At 63.5% G+C, this 21,319-nt stretch carries 21 protein-coding genes; 12 read left to right on the plus strand and 9 right to left on the minus strand.

The annotated features are described in order from the left end of the window. Positions 1-80 precede the first annotated feature (80 nt). Complete coding sequence (gene nadB / locus AC2TC0_RS01460) at positions 81-1,667, minus strand: L-aspartate oxidase (protein WP_484715712.1); 1,587 nt, start codon at positions 1,665-1,667, stop codon at positions 81-83. A 123-nt stretch (positions 1,668-1,790) separates the two neighbouring features. Beyond that, the gene (locus tag AC2TC0_RS01465; protein ID WP_484715713.1) at positions 1,791-2,711 is read right to left on the minus strand and encodes an ABC transporter ATP-binding protein; all 921 of its coding nucleotides are present in this window, start codon (positions 2,709-2,711) and stop codon (positions 1,791-1,793) included. Positions 2,712-2,792: 81 nt separating this feature from the next. On the opposite strand from AC2TC0_RS01465, the gene AC2TC0_RS01470 reads away from it, so the two are divergent. The 11 genes from AC2TC0_RS01470 to AC2TC0_RS01520 all read left to right on the plus strand — a co-directional run bounded on the left by AC2TC0_RS01470 (position 2,793) and on the right by AC2TC0_RS01520 (position 12,503). After that, on the plus strand, positions 2,793-3,359 hold the full coding sequence (locus AC2TC0_RS01470) for a DUF4402 domain-containing protein (RefSeq protein ID WP_484715714.1): 567 nt from the start codon (positions 2,793-2,795) through the stop codon (positions 3,357-3,359). A gap of 55 nt (positions 3,360-3,414) precedes the next feature. Further along, entirely contained in the window at positions 3,415-3,612 is a 198-nt protein-coding gene (locus AC2TC0_RS01475; RefSeq protein ID WP_484715715.1) for a zinc-finger domain-containing protein, read from the plus strand. 152 nt (positions 3,613-3,764) lie between these two features. Then, positions 3,765-4,277: a DUF4402 domain-containing protein gene (locus AC2TC0_RS01480; RefSeq protein ID WP_484715716.1), complete on the plus strand. Its 513-nt coding sequence runs from the start codon at positions 3,765-3,767 to the stop codon at positions 4,275-4,277. Positions 4,278-4,331: 54 nt separating this feature from the next. Beyond that, on the plus strand, positions 4,332-5,777 hold the full coding sequence (gene tldD, locus AC2TC0_RS01485; RefSeq protein ID WP_484715717.1) for a metalloprotease TldD: 1,446 nt from the start codon (positions 4,332-4,334) through the stop codon (positions 5,775-5,777). Further along, complete coding sequence (gene lepB, locus AC2TC0_RS01490; protein WP_484715718.1) at positions 5,774-6,421, plus strand: signal peptidase I; 648 nt, start codon at positions 5,774-5,776, stop codon at positions 6,419-6,421. The genes tldD and lepB overlap by 4 nt, the downstream gene beginning before the upstream one ends. A gap of 1 nt (position 6,422) precedes the next feature. Then, positions 6,423-6,986: a pyridoxamine 5'-phosphate oxidase family protein gene (locus AC2TC0_RS01495; RefSeq protein WP_484715719.1), complete on the plus strand. Its 564-nt coding sequence runs from the start codon at positions 6,423-6,425 to the stop codon at positions 6,984-6,986. Next, complete coding sequence (locus tag AC2TC0_RS01500) at positions 6,986-7,198, plus strand: putative signal transducing protein (RefSeq protein ID WP_484715720.1); 213 nt, start codon at positions 6,986-6,988, stop codon at positions 7,196-7,198. The genes AC2TC0_RS01495 and AC2TC0_RS01500 overlap by 1 nt, the downstream gene beginning before the upstream one ends. Then, the gene (locus AC2TC0_RS01505; RefSeq protein ID WP_484715721.1) at positions 7,195-7,914 is read left to right on the plus strand and encodes an endonuclease/exonuclease/phosphatase family protein; all 720 of its coding nucleotides are present in this window, start codon (positions 7,195-7,197) and stop codon (positions 7,912-7,914) included. The genes AC2TC0_RS01500 and AC2TC0_RS01505 overlap by 4 nt, the downstream gene beginning before the upstream one ends. A gap of 166 nt (positions 7,915-8,080) precedes the next feature. Next, positions 8,081-8,419 carry a P-II family nitrogen regulator gene (locus tag AC2TC0_RS01510; RefSeq protein WP_484715722.1) on the plus strand — a complete coding sequence of 113 codons (339 nt, stop codon included), beginning with the start codon at positions 8,081-8,083 and terminating at the stop codon, positions 8,417-8,419. 16 nt (positions 8,420-8,435) lie between these two features. Further along, entirely contained in the window at positions 8,436-9,905 is a 1,470-nt protein-coding gene (locus AC2TC0_RS01515) for an ammonium transporter (RefSeq protein ID WP_484715723.1), read from the plus strand. 234 nt (positions 9,906-10,139) lie between these two features. Then, positions 10,140-12,503: a TonB-dependent receptor gene (locus AC2TC0_RS01520; protein ID WP_484715724.1), complete on the plus strand. Its 2,364-nt coding sequence runs from the start codon at positions 10,140-10,142 to the stop codon at positions 12,501-12,503. 236 nt (positions 12,504-12,739) lie between these two features. Here AC2TC0_RS01520 and AC2TC0_RS01525 read toward each other — a convergent pair whose 3' ends face one another. The 5 genes from AC2TC0_RS01525 to recQ all read right to left on the minus strand — a co-directional run bounded on the left by AC2TC0_RS01525 (position 12,740) and on the right by recQ (position 17,909). After that, positions 12,740-14,326, minus strand: a complete 1,587-nt coding sequence (locus tag AC2TC0_RS01525) for a GMC family oxidoreductase (RefSeq protein ID WP_484715725.1) — start codon at positions 14,324-14,326, stop codon at positions 12,740-12,742. After that, positions 14,319-15,215, minus strand: a complete 897-nt coding sequence (locus AC2TC0_RS01530; RefSeq protein ID WP_484715726.1) for a sterol desaturase family protein — start codon at positions 15,213-15,215, stop codon at positions 14,319-14,321. The genes AC2TC0_RS01525 and AC2TC0_RS01530 overlap by 8 nt, the downstream gene beginning before the upstream one ends. Next, the gene (locus AC2TC0_RS01535; RefSeq protein WP_484715727.1) at positions 15,215-15,628 is read right to left on the minus strand and encodes a hypothetical protein; all 414 of its coding nucleotides are present in this window, start codon (positions 15,626-15,628) and stop codon (positions 15,215-15,217) included. The genes AC2TC0_RS01530 and AC2TC0_RS01535 overlap by 1 nt, the downstream gene beginning before the upstream one ends. Further along, positions 15,628-16,056, minus strand: coding sequence for a protein tyrosine phosphatase family protein (locus tag AC2TC0_RS01540; protein WP_484715728.1), 429 nt, complete (start codon positions 16,054-16,056; stop codon positions 15,628-15,630). The genes AC2TC0_RS01535 and AC2TC0_RS01540 overlap by 1 nt, the downstream gene beginning before the upstream one ends. Positions 16,057-16,127: 71 nt before the next feature. Continuing rightward, positions 16,128-17,909 carry a DNA helicase RecQ gene (gene recQ / locus AC2TC0_RS01545; protein ID WP_484715729.1) on the minus strand — a complete coding sequence of 594 codons (1,782 nt, stop codon included), beginning with the start codon at positions 17,907-17,909 and terminating at the stop codon, positions 16,128-16,130. An 89-nt stretch (positions 17,910-17,998) separates the two neighbouring features. Between recQ and AC2TC0_RS01550 the strand changes: the two genes are divergently transcribed. Beyond that, entirely contained in the window at positions 17,999-19,324 is a 1,326-nt protein-coding gene (locus AC2TC0_RS01550; protein ID WP_484715730.1) for an ABC1 kinase family protein, read from the plus strand. On the opposite strand, the gene AC2TC0_RS01555 is transcribed toward AC2TC0_RS01550, so the two are convergent. Then, entirely contained in the window at positions 19,321-21,129 is a 1,809-nt protein-coding gene (locus tag AC2TC0_RS01555) for an ABCB family ABC transporter ATP-binding protein/permease (RefSeq protein WP_484715731.1), read from the minus strand. The genes AC2TC0_RS01550 and AC2TC0_RS01555 overlap by 4 nt on opposite strands. Before the next feature lie 30 nt (positions 21,130-21,159). Beyond that, positions 21,160-21,309, minus strand: coding sequence for a hypothetical protein (locus tag AC2TC0_RS01560; protein WP_484715732.1), 150 nt, complete (start codon positions 21,307-21,309; stop codon positions 21,160-21,162). Positions 21,310-21,319 lie beyond the last annotated feature (10 nt).

Here is a 21,319-nt window from a genome sequence, read left to right on the forward strand (position 1 = left end):
ATATCGACAGCTTTCGTTCGCCAACGTCGATCTTCAGTGGTTCCTCCCACTCGTTCTCGGATTCGAGGCGCAAGGACGCCCTAAGGCACCAACACCGTGTCTTCGGCCACCATCAACATATCGGGATAGTCAGTGTTGTAATGCAGGCCGCGGCTTTCCTTGCGCTTCAAGGCGCTTTGCACGATCAAATCTGCCGTTTGAAGCAGGTTCCTAAGCTCGATCAGATCGGTTGTTACGCGGAAGTGGCCGTAATAATCCTCAACCTCTTCACTCAGCATACGGATGCGGTGCGCGGCGCGTTCGAGGCGCTTTGTCGTGCGCACGATACCGACATAATTCCACATGAAGCGGCGGATTTCGGTCCAGTTTTGTTTGATAACGACCTCTTCGTCGCTGTCGGTCACGCGGCTGGCGTCCCACGCGCGGATCGGTGGCGGAACATCGAGTTCCGCCCAGCGCGCCATGATGTCGCGCGCCGCTGCTTCGCCGAACACGAAACATTCGAGCAGGCTGTTTGACGCCAGCCGGTTGGCGCCGTGCAGCCCGCTCTCGCTGACCTCGCCCGCCGCGTAAAGGCCGGGCAGGTCGGTGCGACCATTAAGGTCGATCAACACCCCGCCGCAGGTATAATGCTGCGCCGGAACTACCGGGATCGGCTGTGTCGTCATGTCGATGCCGAGGCCTATCAGCTTGTCATAGATGTTGGGGAAATGGCCGCGCACAAAGTCCGGGTCTTTGTGGCTGATGTCGAGGTGGACATAGTCGAGGCCATAACGCTTGATCTGGTCATCATTCGCGCGCGCCACCACATCACGCGGGGCCAGTTCGGCGCGGCCGTCATAATCGGGCATATAACGGTGACCGCTCAGCGGATGCTTCAAAACCCCGCCCTCGCCGCGCACCGCCTCGGTAATCAGGAAGTTTTTGACCTCAAGATTATAGAGGCAGGTCGGATGGAACTGCATCATTTCCATGTTGCTGACGCGGCATCCCGCGCGCCACGCCATCGCGATGCCGTCCCCTGTCGCCCCGCGCGGCGCGGTGGAAAACAGGTAACAGCGCCCCGCGCCGCCCGTCGCCAATATCGTCGCGCGGCCGGTATAGGCGTGAACCTGCCCCGTCTGTTCATCGAGCGCATAGACGCCCCACACGCGCCCTGAGCCCGAATAACGCTCCTCATGCCGCCCGGTGATCAGGTCAATCGCGGCGCGGTGCGGTTGCAGCGTGATGTTCGGATTGTCCGCCGCGGCTTTCAGCAGCGCCGCCTGCACCGCCCAGCCGGTCGCGTCGTCGACATGGACGATGCGGCGATGCGAATGCCCGCCCTCGCGCGTCAGGTGCAGCAGCTCGGCTTCGCGGTTGAATGGCACGCCGAGTTCGACCAGCCGTTCGATTGCGCGCGGCGCGTTTTCGACGACAAATTCCACCGTCTCGCGCCGGTTCAGCCCCGCGCCGGCGACCATCGTATCGGTGATATGGTTGTCGAATGTGTCGCCGGCATCCAGCACGGCCGCGATCCCGCCCTGCGCCCAGGCGGTCGACCCGCCGGTAAGGTCGCCCTTGGCCAGCACCAGCACCCGGTGTCGTTCGGCGAGCAATAGCGCAGCAGTCAGCCCCGCTGCGCCCGAGCCGATAATGATGATGTCGTGTTCCGCGGCACTTGCCACCTGCTTCACCCCTACCCCGTTTGCTCTGAGCTTGTCGAAGGGCTGGCCTTTCCTTCGAGCATCAAAAACAAGGAACGGTCCTTCGACAAGCTGAGGACGGACGGTTCATGGAAATTCCTTTGGCTAGCTGCCTGCCCGCGTCAGATTAAGGAACACATCCTCCAGGTCCGCCTCGCGCGTTGACACGTCGACAATCCGGTGGCCCTGCGCCTGCACCGCGCCCAGCACCTCACCCGCATTGGTACGGTCCTTGTTATAGGTGATGGAAAGCTCGCGCGCCCCGCCGAGCTCAACCTTTTCAAAACAGTCATGCGTTGGCGGCGCGGTAATGTCGGCATCGGTGGTCACGACCACCACTTTCTCTCGTGCCATATCAACGAGCTCGCGGGTCGGCTTATTGGCGATCAGCTGGCCATGATTAATGATGGCGATGCGGTCGCACAGCTCTTCGGCTTCTTCCAGATAGTGCGTGGTGAGGACTACCGTCACCCCCCGCGCGTTGAGCGAGCGGACGTAAGTCCAAAGTTGCTGCCGCAACTCAATGTCGACTCCGGCAGTCGGCTCGTCGAGCACCAGCACGGGGGGCGAATGGACCATGGCTTTCGCCACCAGCAGGCGCCGTTTCATGCCACCGGACAAGGTGCGGGCATAGGCATTGGCCTTGTCAGCAAGGCCGACCGCTTCGAGCAATTCCATACTGCGCCGTTTCGCTTTGGGAACGCCGTAAAGCCCGGCGACCAGTTCCAGCGTTTCCAGCGGAGTAAAGAAAGGGTCGAAAACGATTTCCTGCGGCACTATGCCGATGCTGTTCTTGGCGTTGCGCGGGTGCGCGTCGATGTCGAAGCCCCAGATTTCCGCGGTTCCACCGGTCTTGCGCACCATGCCCGACAGGATGTTGATCAGTGTCGACTTGCCCGCTCCATTGGGGCCGAGCAGACCAAAGATGTGTCCGCGCGGCACTTCGAAGCTGACACCGCCCAGCGCCTGTTTGCCCCCGGCATAGGTTTTCACAAGGTCGCGGATAACGATAGCAGACTGGGTCATATTCCGCCGCTTAGCGAGGCCGCGCGCTTGATGAAAGCCATTTACCGGTTTGAAAGTATGCTGCGCTATTTCCGCTGTGCAATGGGGACCAGACCATTTCCGTTTCTGCAGGCCGCGCGGGCGGCATTGGCTGCGCTCGTCGGCGCGGCCGCGCTGCTGCTCGCCGCGCCCGCCGCCGCGCAATCTGACAATGTCGAGGTGCAAACCGAGGCGATCATCCTGCGCCCCTTAAGCTTCTTCATCGTTGATGAGCTGCATTTTGGCGACATCATTCCCAATCCGACCGCGGCGGGCACGGTGCGGTTACAGCCTAACGGCACCCGCACCGCAACCGGCGGGGTCGTGCTGGTCGGCAACAGCCACCAACCCTCGCGCTTTGCCGGGCTGGGCCGGTTCAATCAGCAGGTGGCCATTTCGCTGCAATCGAACAGCATCTGGATTTACGGCCCCGGACCGCGCATGCGCGTGCGCAACTTCGAAATCGGCAGCACCCCCACGGCGATATTGTCGACCAGCCCGCTGCGTTTCCGCATCACGAGCGCAACCGGCGCGTTCAATTTCCCGCTCGGGGCAATCCTGGAAGTCGGCGCCAATCAGCCCGCCGGCGACTATGTCGGCACCTACACCATCACGCTGAATTATCTTTAAGCAGCGCGCCACCGGCGAATTGCGCCGCGCCAGCCGCCTTGCTATGCGCGCTGGCATGACCGCTCCAGCCCCCGAAACGCTCCGCGTTGCCAAGACCCGCATTGCCTGTGACGGCACCGGCGACGGGCTGGCAGATGCCGCCCTGGGCCATCCGCGCGTGTGGCTGGAAATTGATCCGGACCAGGGCTTTGCCGACTGCGGCTATTGCGACCGGCGGTTTGTGCTGATCGGCGGGGTTGCCGACCAGCATTGATGGCAGCAGCGCAGCCGTTAAGTGGCTGTTTGCCATTTCGCTCAATCCAATGCCAAGGATAGGCTGGCATATCCACCTCACGATGGCAGTATAGTGCCTGCGGGGAGCGAAGCGGACCAGTGCAGCTTGCAATGCAGATCAGGGTGATTGCGGTGGCGCTAGCGGGCGCTGCAACCGGGCTGCCGTCGATCGCGGCCGCGCAGTTGGCCGACGCCGACGGGTCGACCCGCGCCATCATCCTGCGCCCCAACACGCTGGTCAAGGTTGAGGATCTGGATTTCGGATCAATGATCAGCGGCCCCACCGCCGGGACGGTCACAATCAGCGCGTTGTCCGGTGCCCGCACCACCACGGGCGGCGTGACCCCGGTCGGTGGGACCACGCAGCGCGCCGAATTCCAGGGCACAGGCGGCGCAGTGCTGATCATCATCACCGGCAGTAATTCGGCAACGCTGGCGCGCGTCGGCGGCGGCGCGCCGAATATGACCGCGAGCCTCACGCGGGCGCGGCAGACCGCCGGTGGGCCGGTTGCCTTGCCCAACACCGCAATTGTTTTCGGCGGGGGCTTTCGCATCTATTATGTCGGCGGAACGCTAACCGTACCCGCCAACCAACCGCCGGGCGATTATGCCGGCAGCTTTACAATGACCGTCAACTACATCTGACGATTGGCCGCATCGCCGCTTTGCCTTCGGCGACATGCTGCCTATATCAGTGCAATGACAGCCCTATCCGACCCCCGCCGCTTCCTTTACCGCGCCGATGCGCTCGACCCCGATCTGGCGCAGAAGCTGACCGCTAAGGCGCTGGCGCGCGCCGACGATGGCGAGTTATACCTGCAATATCGCGCCACCGAGAGCTTCGGCTTTGACGACGGACGTCTGAAAACCGCCGATTATTCGACCGAAGCGGGGTTCGGGCTGCGTGCCGTGTCGGGCGAGATGACGGGTTTTGCCCATGCCAGCGATTTGAGCGCGCCCGCCATACGCCGCGCTGCCGAGACACTGGCGTTGCTCGATCCTGCAACCAGCCCGCCTGCACCGCCGCCGCCGCGCACGAACCGGCGGCTCTATGGCGATGCCAACCCGCTCGACCTTATTCCCTTCGCCCAAAAAGTTGCCTTGTGCCAACAGGTGGACGCCGCCGCGCGCGCGCGCGACGCGCGCATCGCCCAGGTGAGCGTGGGCCTTTCGGCCAGCTGGTCGGTGGTCGAAATTGTCCGCGCCGACGGCTTTGTCGCCACCGATGTGCGCCCGCTGGTGCGCCTGAATGTCAGCATCGTGGTCGAGGAAAATGGCCGCCGCGAAACCGGCTTTTTCGGCATCGGTGGCCGGTACATGTACGATCATTTGTTCGCCGAGGAGCAATGGCAACGCTGCATCGACGAGGCATTGGCTCAGGCGTTGGTCAATCTGCGCGCGGTCGATGCTCCGGCTGGCGAGTTTACCGTGTTGCTCGGCCCCGGCTGGCCTGGCGTGCTGTTGCACGAAGCCGTTGGGCATGGCCTGGAAGGCGATTTCAACCGCAAGGGGACGAGCGCCTTTTCGGGCCGCATCGGCGAGCGTGTGGCCGCACCCGGCGTCACCGTGGTCGACGATGGCAGCATGGCCAGCCCGGTGGCCGACGGCGGACGCCGCGGATCGCTGTCGATCGACGATGAAGGCACGCCGACGCAGGAAAATGTACTGATCGAGGATGGCGTCCTCAAAATGTATATGCAGGACCGTCTCAACGCGCGGTTGATGGGCGTTGCGCCTACTGGCAATGGCCGCCGCGAATCCTATGCCCATGCACCGATGCCGCGCATGACCAACACCTTTATGCGCGGCGGGCAAGACGATCCCGCCGAGCTTTTGAGCCGCATCAAGGACGGCATTTTCGCGCGCAGCTTTGGCGGTGGGCAGGTCGATATTGTGTCAGGCAAATTCGTATTCAGCTGCACCGAGGCCTATAAGGTCAAGAACGGCAAGCTCGGCGATCCGATTAAGGGTGCGACGCTGATTGGCGACGGGCCGAGCGTGCTGACCAAGGTCACCGGAATCGGGGGCGACATGGCGATCGACGAAGGCATTGGCATTTGCGGTAAGGGCGGACAAAGCGTGCCCGCCGGCGTGGGCCAGCCGAGCCTGCTGGTCGCAGGACTGACGGTGGGCGGCACCGCGTGAGCGAGGCGCGCCGTCTGCCCCGCTGGCTGTGGCCGGTCGGGCTGGCGGGCGTGCTGGGCGGCGGCGGTTTGTTGGCCAGCGGGCTGCTCGCCGAACCCGGGCCTCGTTACCAGAATTTTGTCATTCCCAGCGAATCGATGGAGCCTACGCTGCGCGCGCGCGAACAATTCATTGCGCGCACCAGCGACCTGACGCCAATCGAGCGAGGCGCCGTATATCTGGTCCGCAAAGGCGGTGTGGTGTTCGCCTATCGCGTTGTCGGTCTGCCCGGCGAAATCATTGCTGTCACCGGCAGCAAATTGTCCATCAACAATGCCGTCGCCGAATATAGCGGGCAAAGCGTCGCTGGCGTGGTCGGCACGTGCAGTTTCGGCGCGGCGACTGTGCGGCGCGAATTTTTGCCCGGCGGAGCCTCGCACGCCATCATGGGGTGCAGCGGCAATTTTGGTAGCGACCAGCCGGCCGTCAAAATCCCCGCGGGCCACTATTTCCTGCTGGGTGACAATCGTGGCAACGCGGCCGACAGCCGCTTTACTGGTCCCGATTGGGGTCTGGGGATGGTGCCCGAGAGCGATTTTGTCGGCAAGGCCGAGCGCATATTGTTGAGCCGCGACAGCGCCCGTATCGGCAAGGAGATTGATTGAGATGGCCGACTTCACTGACACTCTCACCGACAAGCACCGCGCCTTCATTGCCGCGCAGCCGATGTTCTTTGTCGCGACCGCCGCGCCCGATGCGCGCATCAACCTGTCGCCCAAGGGCTATGATGCCTTTCGCGTGCTCAGCGAAAATCAGGTCGCCTATCTGGACTTGGCAGGGTCAGGTAATGAAACCCACGCGCATCTGGCCGCCGACGGGCGCATTACCATCATGTTCAACGCGTTTGACCGTAGCGCGCTGATTTTGCGGATCTATGGGCGTGGGCGCGCTGTGCTGCCACAGGATGCCGAGTGGGAGGCATTGGTAGCACATTTCACCCTGCTGCCCGGCACGCGCCAGATTTTCGTCATCGACATCGACAGCGTGCAGACCAGCTGCGGCTGGGGCGTGCCCTTCATGACGCTGGAGCGCGAGCGCGAGACGCTGAAAAAGGCGCACCGGCAGGCCGACCCCGCGCAGTGGCTGGAGAAAGTGGGCGGGCGTACTACCAGCATTGACGGCTTGCCGACACGCCCCACGGACCGCTTCATCGCGGGCGATGAAGGCTGATGGCACTCGTCGAACTGGCGCGCCTGCCCAATGGGGCCGAAGCCGAGCTGTTACGCGGACGGCTGGAGAGCGCAGGCGTACAAGCCGTCTGTTTTGACGCCGGGATGAACATCGCCGATAGCGCCGGGCTGATGATCCCGGTGCGGCTGATGGTGCTCGACGAAGATCTGGCCGAAGCACAGGCGCTACTCGCTGAGTTCGGACACGCGTGAGCCAGGCCGCGCGCATCAAGGTCGCCAGTTATAACATCCGCAAGGCGGTCGGCCTCGATCGGCGGCGCGACCCGGGCCGCATCTTGGCGGTGCTGCGCGAACTCGACGCCGATATCGTCGCCTTGCAAGAGGCCGACCGCCGCTTTGGCCAGCGGACCAGTGCCATCCCACCCTTTATGTTTGCCGAGCACAGCGACTATGACCCGGTCGCCATTGACGAAAGCCCGCACAGCATCGGCTGGCACGGCAACGCGCTGCTCGTCCGGCGCGGGACGGTGGTGGAGGAATGCCATGCACTGCACCTCCCCACGCTCGAGCCGCGCGGTGCGGTGGCCGCGACGCTGCGCACCACGGCCGGACTGCGGCTGCGCGTTGTCGGCATGCATCTCGATCTGTCGGGCATCCGGCGACGGCAGCAGGCGCGCGCCATTCTGCACCATGTCGCACAAGGCGAGCCGATGCCGACCATCTTGATGGGCGATTGCAACGAATGGCGCCCGCGCGGCGGCTGCCTGGCTGACTTTGCCGAGCAGCACCCTTGCATCGACACTGGCCCCAGTTTTCACAGCCGCCGTCCGGTGGCGCGGCTCGACCGGATCTTCGCCTCGCCGCACTTTGCCGCTGCCGCAGCCGCTGTGCACCGCAGCGCGCTGGCGATGCGCGCATCGGACCATCTGCCGGTGTGGGCCGAGCTGCAGAATTTGCCTAAAAAATAGGCAAACTTTGTTGGCGATTGCCAGCGAATTGACCGCAACCACGTAACAAAATGGCTCGTGATGACGTCAAAACGTCATAATCGGCGGCGGATCGCGCGCGTCCCGCAATCTGGCACGCATGTTGCACCGCAACAAGGCTTAGCCAGAAAACAAAGGGGAGCAAAGCATGAAGCTGATCCTGGCGATCATCAAACCGTTCAAACTCGACGAGGTGCGCGAGGCGCTCACCACGCTGGGTATCGCCGGCATGACCGTGACCGAGGTCAAGGGCTTTGGCCGGCAAAAGGGGCAGACCGAAATTTACCGCGGCGCCGAATACGCCACCAACATGGTGCCCAAAGTGAAGGTCGAGCTGGTGTGCGACGATGCGCTCGCGCCGCGCGTGGTAGAAACCGTGCAGGCCGCTGCGGGCACCGGGTCCATCGGCGATGGCAAGATTTTCGTGCTCGACGTCGGTCAGGCCGTGCGCATCCGCACCGGCGAGACCGGCGAAGCCGCGCTTTAAGATAAAGGGGAACGCAATGAAGCTGATAAGCAAAATCGCGGGCGCGGGCACGGCGGCAAGCCTCGCCCTGTTCGCCGCGCTGCCCGCTTGGGCGCAGGAAGCCGCCGAAGCGGTTGCCGAAACGGCAGATGCGGTTGCCGAGGCGGCGGCGCCCGCCGCCTTCGTGCCAACGGCCGAGATGGTCAACAAAGGTGATGTGGCATGGATGCTCGTCGCCTCGGCGTTGGTGCTGATGATGTCGGTGCCTGCGCTGGCGCTTTTCTACGGCGGGCTGGTGCGCGCCAAGAATATGCTGTCGGTGCTGATGCAGGTGCTGACTATTGTCTGCGTCGCCGCGCTGGTCTGGTTCAGCTGGGGCTATTCGATGGCGTTCACGTCGACGGGAACACCCTTCCCGGCTATCGTCGGGGGCTTGGACAAGGCGTTCCTTGCCGGGGTCGACGTCACAACCTTTGCTGCAACCTTTTCGAACGGGGTGTACCTCCCCGAATATGTGTTTGTGATCTTCCAGATGACCTTCGCGTGCATCACGCCCGCGCTGATCGTCGGCGCCTTTGCCGAGCGCATCAAATTCACCCCGCTGATCATCTTTACTGTGCTGTGGCTGACCTTCGCCTATTTCCCGATCGCGCATATGGTGTGGTATTGGGCGGGTCCGGACTTCCTCCACGCCGCGCCGACCGACATGGGTCTGCTGTGGGGTTGGGGTGCGCTTGACTTTGCCGGTGGCACCGTCGTCCACATCAATGCCGGGATCGCCGGGCTGGTCGGCTGCCTGATCGTCGGGCCGCGCATCGGCTACAAGGCCGAACCCATGGCTCCGCATTCGCTGGTTATGACGATGATCGGCGCCTCGCTGCTGTGGGTGGGCTGGATCGGGTTCAACGCCGGTTCGGGGCTTGAAGCCAATGCCTTTGGCGCGCTTGCCTTCCTCAATACGATGACCGCAACCGCTGCGGCAGGTGCGACTTGGGCGGTTATCGAACAGGTGGTGCACAAGAAGCCGTCGCTGCTTGGCGGCGCGACCGGTGTGGTTGCGGGTCTGGTGGCGATCACCCCGGCGGCGGGCTTTGCCCATCCCGGAACCGCGATCCTGCTCGGCGCGGTGGCCTCTGCCGGATGCTTCTTCTTTGTCACCACGGTGAAGAACAAGTTCCGCTATGACGACAGCCTTGATGTCTTCGGCGTCCATGCCGTCGGCGGGATCATCGGCGCCATCGGTACCGGTTTTGTGGCCAACCCGGCGTGGGGCGGCCAAGGCTGGATCGATTACACCGCACCCGTTGCCAAGGCTGGCGAATTTGACCTGGCAGGTCAGGTCATGACCCAGTTGTGGGCCGTTGGCACCACCGTGCTGTGGACCGGCGTCGTCAGCGCGGTGCTGTTCCTTGGCCTTAAATATACCATCGGGCTGCGCCCGTCGGCAGACGTCGAGCAAGAAGGACTCGACCTCGCCGAACATGGGGAGCGTGCCTACAACTATTGACGAGATTGGGGCCCGTCGCCGCCACCTCTCCTCTCCACTCCATGGGGCGGCGGCGGGTTCCAACCCAGGTTCCTCCTGCGAACCACCTGTGGCCGGGGTGCAACACACCCCGGCCCATTTTTGTCATCCGGCTGTCATGTCATTGCCAAGGCGCTGAATGACGCGCAGATTCCTCCGCATCCAGAGATGAGCGCAGCGCAGCGACGCCGCGCCATGGTTTGCAGGAGAAGATTTATGCGCGCACGTGTCATCATGCTTGCGGGGCTGTCTGGCCTCGCTGTCGCCGTTGCGACCCCGGTCGCCGCGCAGCAAGCCGAGGACGAGGACAGCAATGTCATCATCGTCACCGCCACCAAACGCGACGCCAATTTGCAGGACGTTCCCTTTTCAATCAACGCGCAGACCGCCGAGGATATCCAGAAATCGGGCGCGGTGACGCTGGAGGATCTGTCGCGCAACGTCGCCGGCCTTTCGGTCCAGAACCTCGGGCCGGGACAAAGCCAGGTTTCGGTGCGCGGCGTGTCGGCGGGGCAAGTCGTGCGCGACCAGCCGGGCGTCAAGGAACAGGTCGGCGTCTATCTCGACGAAAGCGTCATTTCGCTTTCGCTCTTCACCCCCGATCTTGACCTGTTCGATCTGAACCGCGTTGAAACATTGCGCGGGCCGCAGGGCACGCTGTTCGGTTCGGGCTCGGTCGGCGGCACCATCCGCTACATTACGAACCAGCCACGGCTCGGCACCACCGAAGGAATGATCGAGGCCAACCTCAACCTCGTCGATGGCGATGACATTGGCGGTCATCTGAAGGGCGCAGTCAATGTACCGCTCGGCGAGACCGCCGCGATCCGCGCGGTCGGCTATTTCACCCGCTATGGCGGTTTCATCAACGCCATCGGCCCGGCTGGCGGCGAGGATATCAACAGCGGCGAACGCTATGGCGGACGCATCGCGCTGACCTTTGAACCGTCCGACCGGTTCAGCATTACCCCGCGCATCGTTTATCAGAAGATCGAAGCCGACGGGTTCAACCGGCAGGAAATCTATAACCTGTTCGGCAATCGCTTTACCACCACGCGCCCACAGGTGACGTTCGACGAGCGCGAACAATATCTGCTGCTGCGTGAGGCGTTTGAGGATGAAACCTTCATCGCCGATGCGACCATCAAAGTTGGCTTTGGCGGTGCCGAGCTGACCTCGGTCACCAGCTATATCGACCGCAGCATCTTGGTCAGCCGCGATGCCAGCGCGCTGACCGGATCGGTATCGGTCGATCTTGGCTATCCTGATGCTGCGGTGCTGCTGCCGTCAAACCTGCGCGACACGACCGAGCTTGAAACCTTCACGCAGGAACTGCGTCTCGCGTCGGACAATGACAGCCCGTTCCAGTGGGTCGTCGGCGGCTTCTATTCGAAGATCGACCGCGTCTATGCCCAGCGGCTCCCGACCCCGGGCTATGACGCCTTCACCGATGCCGTGCTGGGTGCAGGCACATCGGCGGCCGTGGCCAATGGCTTTGGCACCGATTCGCCATTCAACTCGGATCTGCCCTACGACATCAAGCAGTTCGCGGTGTTCGGCGAGGTTAGCTATGATCTGACCGACGCGCTGACGGTGACCGCGGGCGGGCGCTATTATGATTTCGAGGAAGAGCGTGTTATCACCACTGGCGGCCTGTTTGCCAACGGCGATGCCGGCGTCGTCGACCGCACCGCCTCGGACGGTTTCACCCCGCGCCTGTTGGTCAGCTATGACGTCAGCGAGGACGTGACCATCAACGCGCAGGCGTCGAAGGGCTTCCGTCTGGGCGGCGTCAATGATCCGCTCAACACCCCGCTGTGCAACGCGACCGATCTGGCGCTGTTCGGTGGGTTCCAGGATTATAGCGACGAAACGCTTTGGAACTACGAGCTGGGCGTGAAGACGCAAGGGCGGGGATTCACCTTCAACGCCGCGGGCTTCTATACCGACATCAACAATCTGCAGGTCACCCTCGACGCCGGCAGCTGTTCATCGCGCATCGTCTTTAACGTCGACAAGGCGCATACGGCGGGCGTGGAGTTTGAACTGGGCCTGCAGCCTGCTGAAGGGCTCGACTTCACCCTGTCGGGCAGCATCATCGAGGCCGAGTTCGACACCACCCTGCCCGGCGCACTGGCAAGTGCGACCGGCATCCGCGAGGGCAACCGCCTGCCATCGGTGCCCAATTTCCAACTGTCGGCAGCGGGCAGCTATGAATGGCCGATCAGCGACGGGGCCGATGCCTTTGTCGCAGCATCCTTCCAGCATGTCGGCAGCCGCTTCACCCAGCCGGCTGACCAGGAAAATAATCCGCGCACCTTCACCCACAATCTGCCGTTCGGCGGCGCCCCGGCAGCATCGGCAACGACCGTCGATCTGCGGCTGCCCGATTACCAGCTGGTCAATCTGAGCGTGGGCGTGGACTTCGACGGGGGACTGTCGCTGACCGCTTATGTCAACAATGTCTTCGACGAAAACGCCCTGCTGTCGTTCGACCGCGAGCGCGGCGGGCGCGCGCGGCTGGGCTACAATGTCGGCCAGCCGCGCACTTTTGGCATCACCGCGCGCAAGAGTTTTTGAGGGGTTTGGGACAAGGCGATTGTAACAAAAATCCCCCTTTTCAGCATGACATTAATGTGGCATTCACGCCGCAACAGTTTCAGGAGGGGAGAGCCTGAAAGGCTGGGCCGGGACGCAAGTCCCGGCCCTCTTTTTTTGGCTTTTCAATGGCTTGAGTGCAGCATGTCGTGCAGCAAGATTGCAGCATAAACATAACATAGCGCCGATTCGTAACGCCGCAGATTCGCCGTAACAATCTACGACAAATCGGCCGCCACAAAATCGGCACAGCGCTCGCCGATCATGATGCTGGGTGCATTGGTGTTGCCTGACACGAGGCGCGGCATAATGCTGGCATCGGCGACATAGAGCCCTTCGACCCCGCGCACGCGCAGGCGCGGATCGACCACTGCATCATCGTCGCTGCCCATTCGCGCGGTGCCCACGGCATGATAAATGGTGTCGGCGCGGTTACGGATCATCGCTTCCAGCGCTGCATCATCGTCGAGGTTGACCGGATTGCGGTCACGCCCTGCATATTTGGTCAGCGGCGGCGATTCCATGATGCGATAGCCGAGCTTGATCCCCCGCTTCAGCAATTCGAGATCGCGGTCGTCCGACAGGAAATTGGGATCAATCAGCGGCGGTGCCGCCGCATCGACCGAGGCAAGCCGCACCGTGCCCCGGCTATAGGGACGCAGCACACAGACGTGCAGGCTATACCCATGCGACTTTACCACGGTGCGACCATGATCCTCGAGCGCGACGGGGAAAAAATGGAACTGGATATCAGGCGCGGGTGATGCTGGATCGACCGTCACGAAACCGCCGCTTTCGGCAAAGTTGGATGTCATTTTGCCCGATCGGCTCCAGAACCACTGCACTACAGCCTTGGCCGAATTTTTCAGGCCGACCAGCGTCTGACCCATGAAGCTGGTGTCGTCGCAATCATAGGCGATGGAATAGTCGAGATGGTCCTGCAAATCGCTGCCCACCGCTGGTCGATCCACGAGCACGTCGATGCCATGCGCACGCAAATGATCGGCGGGGCCAATGCCCGAAAGCATCAGCAATTGCGGCGTCCCGAATGCCCCGCCTGCGAGCACGACCGCGTGGCGCGCCCTGAGTTGGCGCAATGTACCACCCTCGCGGAAGGCGATACCGCTTGCCTTGTTGCCGTCGAACAACACGCGCTCGACCGTGACATTGGTCAACACCGTCAGATTGTCGCGCGCCCTGTTGGGCTCAACATAAGCGCGCGCCGCCGACCAGCGCTCGCCATTCTTCTGCGTCACCTGATACAGGCCGACGCCCGCCTGCCGCGCGCCGTTGAAATCATCGTTGCGTGCAATTTGCAGCGATGCGGCGGCTTCGACAAATTCGACCGATCCCTGATAGGGTGAAACCTGCTCGCTCACCCACAGCGGACCATCGTGCCCATGAAAATCATCGCCGCCGCGCACGTTGCGCTCCGACCGCTTGAAGTAGGGCAGCACATCGGCATAGGACCAGCCGTCGCACCCTAGCGCCGCCCAATTGTCATAGTCCCACGCATTGCCGCGAATATAGACCATGCCGTTGATTGCGCTCGACCCACCCAGTCCTTTGCCCCGCGGCTGATAGCCCAGCCGACCGTTCAGCCCCGCTTGCGGCACCGTATCAAATTTCCAGTTGGTCTTGTCGGTCTGGAACGCGACGAAGCCCGGAATGATGGTGCGATAGCCAGTATTGCGCCCGCCTGCCTCGACCAGACAGACGCTATACTTGCCACCCTCGCTCAGCCGCCCGGCGACTGCGCAGCCGCCACTGCCACCGCCAATGACGATGATGTCAAATTCATCCATGCTCATTCCCTTGTGCCGCCATCCAGCGCTGGCGGATCATATCGCTGGTCAGGCGACTGCCATCATGGGTCCAGCCCGGTTCACGCCACATATAGGACAGCTTGTGCCGCCACGGCGCACGCCACACGTCCTGCGCGATGCCCACCCATTCGTGGAACACCGCCCAAATGAGGTTGAAGCTGCCCAGCTGTTTGACGATGCCATATCGCGGGCGGTCGTCGTCGACTTCGGGCGCGAAAGTCCCGAACATCTTGTCCCAGACGATGAAGGTCCCGGCATAGTTGCTGTCGAGATAGCGCGGGTTGACCGCATGGTGAACGCGGTGGTGCGACGGGGTGTTCATCGCCGCTTCGAACCATTTCGGCAGCCGTCCGATCGCTTCGGTATGAATCCAGAATTGATAGATCAAGTTCACGGCGCCGCAGAACAGGATCATCGCCGGATGGAAGCCGATGAACGCCAGCGGGACGCGAAAGACGAAGGACAGCGCGAAAAAACCTGTCCACGTCTGCCGCAGCGCCGTCGATAGGTTGTAGTGCTGGCTGCTATGGTGATTGACGTGCGCCGCCCAGAACCAGCGCACACGGTGGCCAGTGCGGTGCGCCCAATAATAGGCCAGATCATCGAGCACGAAGCACAGTGCCCACGCCCACCAAGCCCAGCCGATCTCAAACAGGCGTTGCTCGTATAGCCATAGCGCCAACGCGAACACGATCCCGCCTGTCAGCGCCCCGGCCACCGTGCTACCCGTGCCGAGCAGCAGCGAGGTCAGCGTGTCCTTGGCCTCGTAGCGGGCGGGGTCGCGCCGCCGCGCCACCACCATTTCAATGAGGATGAGCAAGATGAAGGCCGGTATGGCGTAATCAACTGGGCTGAATGTTGGCGGCATCAGGCGGTCCTCACCACATCGCGCATGCGGCTTGCCCACAGTCCAGCATCCTTGCCGAGCCGCAGAGTAACGCTGCCAAAAGTGCGTTCGGGCGCAGTGAGCGTCAGAAATTCCTTGTCGAGCCGCGCGGTGAAATGCGTATCGACCACGCGCGCGGCAAATTGCACGCCGTGCGCACGGACCAACATCTGGCGCCCTGCGGCATTACGTACCAACGCGGCAAAGCCTGCGCGGTCGAGCCCGACATCGACCCCGCCAAAGCCGACCTCGGCCTCCTCCGCGAGCCGGATGGCGTGAGCAGCATCGCGGATGCGCACTTCGCCGCCCAGTTTCATGCCCTTAACCAGCCACGCCACGCCAAACACCGCGAGCAGCGAGCCCGCCAGCTTCAGCCCCTCGACCTGCCAGTCCATCAAACGCCTGCGCTGAGGCTGGTCATGATGGGTCGCAGCATGGAAATATCATAGCCTGCGGCCGCGGCTGCACCGCACAAACCGTCGACGTCGGCCCCGCCGCGCGCCTGTGCAAGGGCCCATAGATGGGTCGATCGCGTGCCCGAGCGGCAATAGGCCAGCGCCTTGCCCGGATGCGCCGCGCGCGCGGCATCCAGCGCATCAAGCTGCGCCGCGCTGAAACCGCCGTGCCCGACCGGGATTGCAGCATAGGCCAGACCCGCCGCAGCAGCAGCCGCTGCCACGGCATCGCCCTGCGGCGCATCGGGCTCTTCACCATCGGGGCGGTTGTTGATGACGATGAGAAAACCCTGCGCTGCCGCAGTAGCCAAGTCCGCCAGTTCGATCTGCGGTGCGACGTGGAAGTCATCTGTCAGACGGCGAAACATGGGCATCCTCTCTCCGCCCACCTGATATGCCCGCTGTTCGCTACTGACAAGCGTGAAGGTTGACGCTCACGTCAATGCTGGCGGATGACACCCAGCAATGCCTCGCCATAAGCAGCAATCTTGCGTGTGCCCAAGCCAGGGATATCGGCCAACGCGGCCTGGCTCGTCGGTCGCCGCGCGGTCAGTTCGCGCAGCACGCTGTCGTGCGCGATGACATAAGGCGGCACGCCGGCTTCGCTCGCTAGATCGCGGCGCAGGCTGCGCAGCGCGTCGAACAGCGGGTCGCCGACGGGGTTGACCCCGCCATCGCTTGTTCCTGCGCGTTTGCGCCGCCGCGCCCGTTCGGGTTGCAGCGCCAGCCCGACGCTCGCCTCGCCCTTCAAAATCGCGCGCGCCGCCGGACCCAGCATCCAGCCGCCATGCTCGGTCTGGCGCAGCGCGTCCTGCGCGGTCAGGCTGCGCGCGAGCGGGCGCAGCAACGCCGCTTCTTCAGGACCAACAATGCCAAATACCGTCAGTTGGTCGTGCCCGCGCGCCGCCACGCGCTCATCGGACTCGCCCGTCAGCACCTTGACGACATGACCCAGCCCAAAGCTCTGCCCGGTGCGATAGACTGCCGACAGCAATTTGCGCGCCAGTTCCGTCGCGTCGGTTCCCGTTGGCGGGCTCAGACAATTGTCGCAATTGCCACATGGCGGCGTGCCGGTCTCGCCGAAATGGGCAAGCAAGATCTGGCGGCGGCATCCCGTCGCCTCGACCAGCGCGGCGAGCGCGTTCAATCGCACCCGCTCGCCCTCAACGCGGTCCTCGGGCAGCTCAGCCAGCCGCGACCGCGCCGTCGCGAAATCGCCCGCGCCCCACAGCATGATCGCCAGTGCCGGATCGCCGTCGCGCCCTGCCCGTCCCGTTTCCTGATAAAATCCCTCGATCGATTTGGGGATGCCAGCATGGGCGACAAAGCGCACATCGGGCTTGTCTATGCCCATGCCAAACGCCACCGTCGCCACGACGACCCCGTCCTCTGAAGCGACAAAGCGGCTCTGGGTGTTGGCGCGCACGTCCGGGTCGAGGCCCGCGTGATAGGGGGCGACCGGCCGCCCGGTCGCGCGCGCCAGCCCCTCGGCCAGGCCCTCGGCTTTCTTGCGCGTCGGCACATAGACGATGCCCGGCCCCGGCTGTTCGTTCAGCAGCTCGGTCAGTTGCTTCAAAGGGTTGGTGCGCGGCTGCATCGCATAGCGGATGTTCGGCCGGTCGAACCCGGCCAGGATCAGGCCCTCTTCCGGGATGCCCAGTTGCACCAATATGTCGGCGCGGGTGTGCGCGTCGGCCGTTGCGGTCAGCGCCAAGCGCGGGACATCGCCGAAGCGGTCGAGCAGGGGCCGAAGGCCGCGATAATCGGGGCGGAAATCATGCCCCCATTCGGACACGCAATGCGCCTCATCAATGGCGAACAGGGCAATGCGAGCCTGCTCGAGCAAATCGGCAAAGGCACTCCGCGTCGCGCGTTCGGGCGCGACATAGAGGAGGTCGAGCGCGCCATCCCGAAAGCGCGCCACTGTTTCAGCCTGATCGGCATCGACACTGGTCAAGGTCGCGGCGCGAATGCCTGCCGCCAGAGCGCCGCGCAGCTGATCGTGCATCAACGCGATCAGCGGCGAGATCACCACCACCGTCCCGTCGAGCGCCAGGGCCGGAAGCTGGTATGTGAGCGACTTCCCTGCCCCCGTCGGCATCACCGCGAGCGCATGCTTACTTGCCATGACGCGGTCGAGCACTTCGGCTTGTCGCCCTCTGAAGGCGTCGAAGCCAAAGGTCGATTTGAGCAGAGGGAGCAGCGCGGCGGAGGGGGACATGGCGGCGGCCTTAACGTGCATGTCCGGGGATGCATAGCGCCCGGCGAGCCCCTATATGGCAGTCAGAACAGCAAAAGGCCTCTCCCTGCATGACCGACAACCGCAAATTGCCCGAGGGGCTGGCCGTGCCCGGCGGGCGCGCGGCGCGGATGCTGCGATTTGGTAGCCTCGTCGGCGGCATTGCGGGCGGAATGATGGTCGACGGCGTGCGGCAGTTGGCCGAAGGGAAGCGCCCGCGCTTGTCCGACCTGATCCTGACCCCCGCCAATGCGTTGCGCCTGACCGATCAACTCAGCCGGTTGCGCGGCGCGGCGATGAAACTCGGCCAGCTCTTGTCGCTCGACGCGGGCGACCTGCTCCCGCCCGAGCTCGCCGCGATATTGGCGCAGCTGCGCGCCGAGGCGCGGCCGATGCCCGCGCGCCAGCTCGACAAAGCGCTCACGGCCGCATGGGGGACGGAGTGGCACGAAAAACTCGCCAGCTTCGAGCGCCGCCCTTTCGCCGCCGCCTCGATCGGGCAGGTCCACCGCGCGGTAAGTAAATCGGGCCGCGCGCTCGCGATCAAGGTACAATATCCCGGCGTCGCGCGCAGCATCGACAGCGATGTCGACAATGTCGCGACCTTGCTCAAAATCTCGAACTTGCTCCCCCGCCACATTGACCTGGCGCCTTTGCTCGCCGAGGCGAAACTGCAACTGCATCAGGAGGCCGATTATGCGCGCGAAGGCGCTATGCTGGCGCGCTTTGGCAAACTGCTGGCAGAAGACGAGCGCTTCATGATCCCGCGTCGCTATGCCCCACTGTCGGGACCGGGGGTGCTCGCGATGGACTATGTGCCGGGCGTCGCCATCGAGACACTGGCCAATCAGCCGCAAAAGCAGCGCGACCATATCGCTGCAACCTTGTGCGAGCTGGTGCTGCGCGAATTGTTCGAATTTGGCCTGATGCAGACCGATCCCAATTTCGCGAACTATCTGGTCGACGAGGCCAGCGGGCGCATCATCCTGCTCGACTTCGGCGCAACGCGCCAAATTCCGGCGGAAATTGTGGACGGCTATCGCGCCTTGCTGGCCAGTGCGATGCGGCAGGATGAAACAGGCGTGCGCGCCGCAATGGAGGCTCTGGGCCTCGCCGCCCCGCGCGCATTCGAGCGCCACCCGGATGAGATGGCACGCATCATCGCCTCGCTGACCGACCTGTTCGCAGGACGCGGCAAACATGACTTCACCGACCGCACCCAATCCGCCGCAATCCGCGACGAAGCGCTGACGGTAGCGGCCGACCGCGCCAACTGGATATTGCCGCAGCCCGACGCGCTGTTCATCCAGAGGAAGCTGGGGGGGACATTCTTGCTGGCCGCGCAGCTGGGGGCGCGGGTGGATGTGCGTGGGCTAGTGGGACGATTTGCGGGCTAGACCTCGACGCCCTCATCCTGCTGGCGCGCCCACATTTCGGCATAAAGCCCGCGCGCGCGCAGCAGCTGAGCATGCGTGCCCGTTTCGGCCACGCGCCCCGCGTCAAGCACAACAATCCGGTCGGCCCCCACGACCGTCGACAGCCGGTGCGCGATGATGATTGTCGTGCGGCGTTCGGCGATTTCATCCAGCGTTGCCTGGATCGCATCCTCGGTGCGGCTGTCGAGCGCGCTGGTGGCTTCGTCCAAAATCAAGAGCGGCGGGTTTTTGACGAGCGTGCGCGCGATCGCAACGCGCTGTTTCTCGCCGCCTGACAATTTCAGGCCACGCTCGCCGACCTCGGTCGAATATCCCTGCGGCAGCCGCGCGATGAAATCGTCGAGCGCCGCGCCGCGCGTGGCGGCGGCGATATCCTCAACCGTCGCACCCTCGCGGCCATAGCCGATGTTATAACCGATGCTGTCGTTAAACAGCACCGTATCCTGCGGCACGATGCCGATCGCGGCGCGCAAGCTGGCCTGCGTCACTTGCCGGATATCCTGTCCATCGATGCGGATGGCTCCGCCCTGCGGATCGTAAAAGCGGTAGAGCAGCCGCGCGATGGTCGATTTTCCCGCGCCCGAGGGACCGACGATCGCCAGCGTTTGCCCCGGCGCGACCGCAAAGCTGACCCCGTTTAAAATCGTCCGGTCGGGGTCATAGCCGAACACCACATTGTCAAATTCCACTGCCGCGCCATCGACCGCGAGCGGCTTGGCACCCGGCGCGTCGGTGATTTCGGAAGGCGTATCGATCAGCGCAAACATCGCCGCCATGTCGACCAGTCCCTGGCGAATGGTGCGATACACCATGCCGAGCATGTCCAGGGGTCGGAACAGCTGCATCAACAGCGTGTTGATCGTGACCACATCGCCGGGCGTAAATTGCCCTTTGGACCAGCCCCAGACGGTAAAGGCCATCGCCCCGCCAAGCGTCGCGTTGGTGATAAAGGCCTGACCGATGTTGAGCGCTGCCAGACTGTTTTCGCTTTTGACCGCGGCGTTGGCCCATTGCTCGGCAACCTCAGCATAGCGCGCCGCCTCGCGGCGTTCGGCACCAAAATATTTGACCGTCTCGTAATTGAGCAAGCTGTCGACGCTGCGCCCGACGGTCAGCGTGTCGAGGTCGTTCATGCGCTCGCGCAGCGCATTGCGCCAGTCGGTTACGCGCCGGGTAAAGCTGATGTAAGCGATCACCATTACCGCCGTCGCGGCGGCCAGACCCAGGCTATATTTGACGGCAAAAATAGTCAGCACCACGGCGAGCTCGAGGATTGTTGGCGCGATGTTGAACAGCAAGAAATAAAGCATCACATCGATGCTCTTCGTTCCGCGCTCGATCACCTTGGTCACCTCGCCCGTCCGCCGTGCAAGGTGGAAGCGCAAGGACAGCGCGTGGAGGTGTGTGAAGACCGACACGGCAAGCTCGCGTGTCGCGTCCTGCCCCACACGCTCGAACACGACATTGCGCAGATTGTCGAACAACACCCCGCCAAAGCGCGCCAGTGCATAAGCGAGTACCAGACCTATCGCGAGCGCAAACCCTTCTTCCATTCCCGGTGCCATCGCGTCGATCGCGGCGCCGAAGAGGAAGCCCAGCGAAATCTGAACACCCTTTGACACCAGCACGATCAGCGCCGCGCCAGCAATGCGCAGCTTCAGCTGCGGCTTATGCTCGGGCCACAGATAGGGCAGAAAGCGTTTGATCGTTTCCCAAACCGGCGGCTCGGCGCGGGGCGAGGAACTGGGGGCGGTATCGGGCGGCATCGCCCAGCCATGTAGGGCGGTGCGCGCATTTTACCAAGTCCGACGCGGGGACTTGGCCAAACGCAGCGCAGGCGGCGGGGGCAGCGAATAGCCATGGCGGATCAGAATGCGCGCGATGGTCGTGCGCTCGCTCTCGGTCGGCGGGCCAAGGTCGCGGAGCAGCGACGCAGGGCGAAGCATGGATGAGCGC

The organism is Sphingopyxis sp. sgz302558 (assembly GCF_057220455.1).

Bases quoted from the DNA above. Each gene is read 5' to 3' on its own strand.
- AC2TC0_RS01465 (WP_484715713.1), bottom strand. From the start codon at position 2,711: ATGACCCAGTCTGCTATCGTTATCCGCGACCTTGTGAAAACCTATGCC.
- AC2TC0_RS01470 (WP_484715714.1), top strand. From the start codon at position 2,793: ATGGGGACCAGACCATTTCCGTTTCTGCAGGCCGCGCGGGCGGCATTG.
- AC2TC0_RS01475 (WP_484715715.1), top strand. From the start codon at position 3,415: ATGACCGCTCCAGCCCCCGAAACGCTCCGCGTTGCCAAGACCCGCATT.
- tldD (WP_484715717.1), top strand. From the start codon at position 4,332: ATGACAGCCCTATCCGACCCCCGCCGCTTCCTTTACCGCGCCGATGCG.
- AC2TC0_RS01495 (WP_484715719.1), top strand. From the start codon at position 6,423: ATGGCCGACTTCACTGACACTCTCACCGACAAGCACCGCGCCTTCATT.
- AC2TC0_RS01500 (WP_484715720.1), top strand. From the start codon at position 6,986: ATGGCACTCGTCGAACTGGCGCGCCTGCCCAATGGGGCCGAAGCCGAG.
- AC2TC0_RS01510 (WP_484715722.1), top strand. From the start codon at position 8,081: ATGAAGCTGATCCTGGCGATCATCAAACCGTTCAAACTCGACGAGGTG.
- AC2TC0_RS01515 (WP_484715723.1), top strand. From the start codon at position 8,436: ATGAAGCTGATAAGCAAAATCGCGGGCGCGGGCACGGCGGCAAGCCTC.
- AC2TC0_RS01520 (WP_484715724.1), top strand. From the start codon at position 10,140: ATGCGCGCACGTGTCATCATGCTTGCGGGGCTGTCTGGCCTCGCTGTC.
- AC2TC0_RS01525 (WP_484715725.1), bottom strand. From the start codon at position 14,326: ATGGATGAATTTGACATCATCGTCATTGGCGGTGGCAGTGGCGGCTGC.
- AC2TC0_RS01530 (WP_484715726.1), bottom strand. From the start codon at position 15,215: ATGCCGCCAACATTCAGCCCAGTTGATTACGCCATACCGGCCTTCATC.
- AC2TC0_RS01535 (WP_484715727.1), bottom strand. From the start codon at position 15,628: ATGGACTGGCAGGTCGAGGGGCTGAAGCTGGCGGGCTCGCTGCTCGCG.
- AC2TC0_RS01540 (WP_484715728.1), bottom strand. From the start codon at position 16,056: ATGTTTCGCCGTCTGACAGATGACTTCCACGTCGCACCGCAGATCGAA.
- recQ (WP_484715729.1), bottom strand. From the start codon at position 17,909: ATGTCCCCCTCCGCCGCGCTGCTCCCTCTGCTCAAATCGACCTTTGGC.
- AC2TC0_RS01550 (WP_484715730.1), top strand. From the start codon at position 17,999: ATGACCGACAACCGCAAATTGCCCGAGGGGCTGGCCGTGCCCGGCGGG.
- AC2TC0_RS01555 (WP_484715731.1), bottom strand. From the start codon at position 21,129: ATGCCGCCCGATACCGCCCCCAGTTCCTCGCCCCGCGCCGAGCCGCCG.
- AC2TC0_RS01560 (WP_484715732.1), bottom strand. From the start codon at position 21,309: ATGCTTCGCCCTGCGTCGCTGCTCCGCGACCTTGGCCCGCCGACCGAG.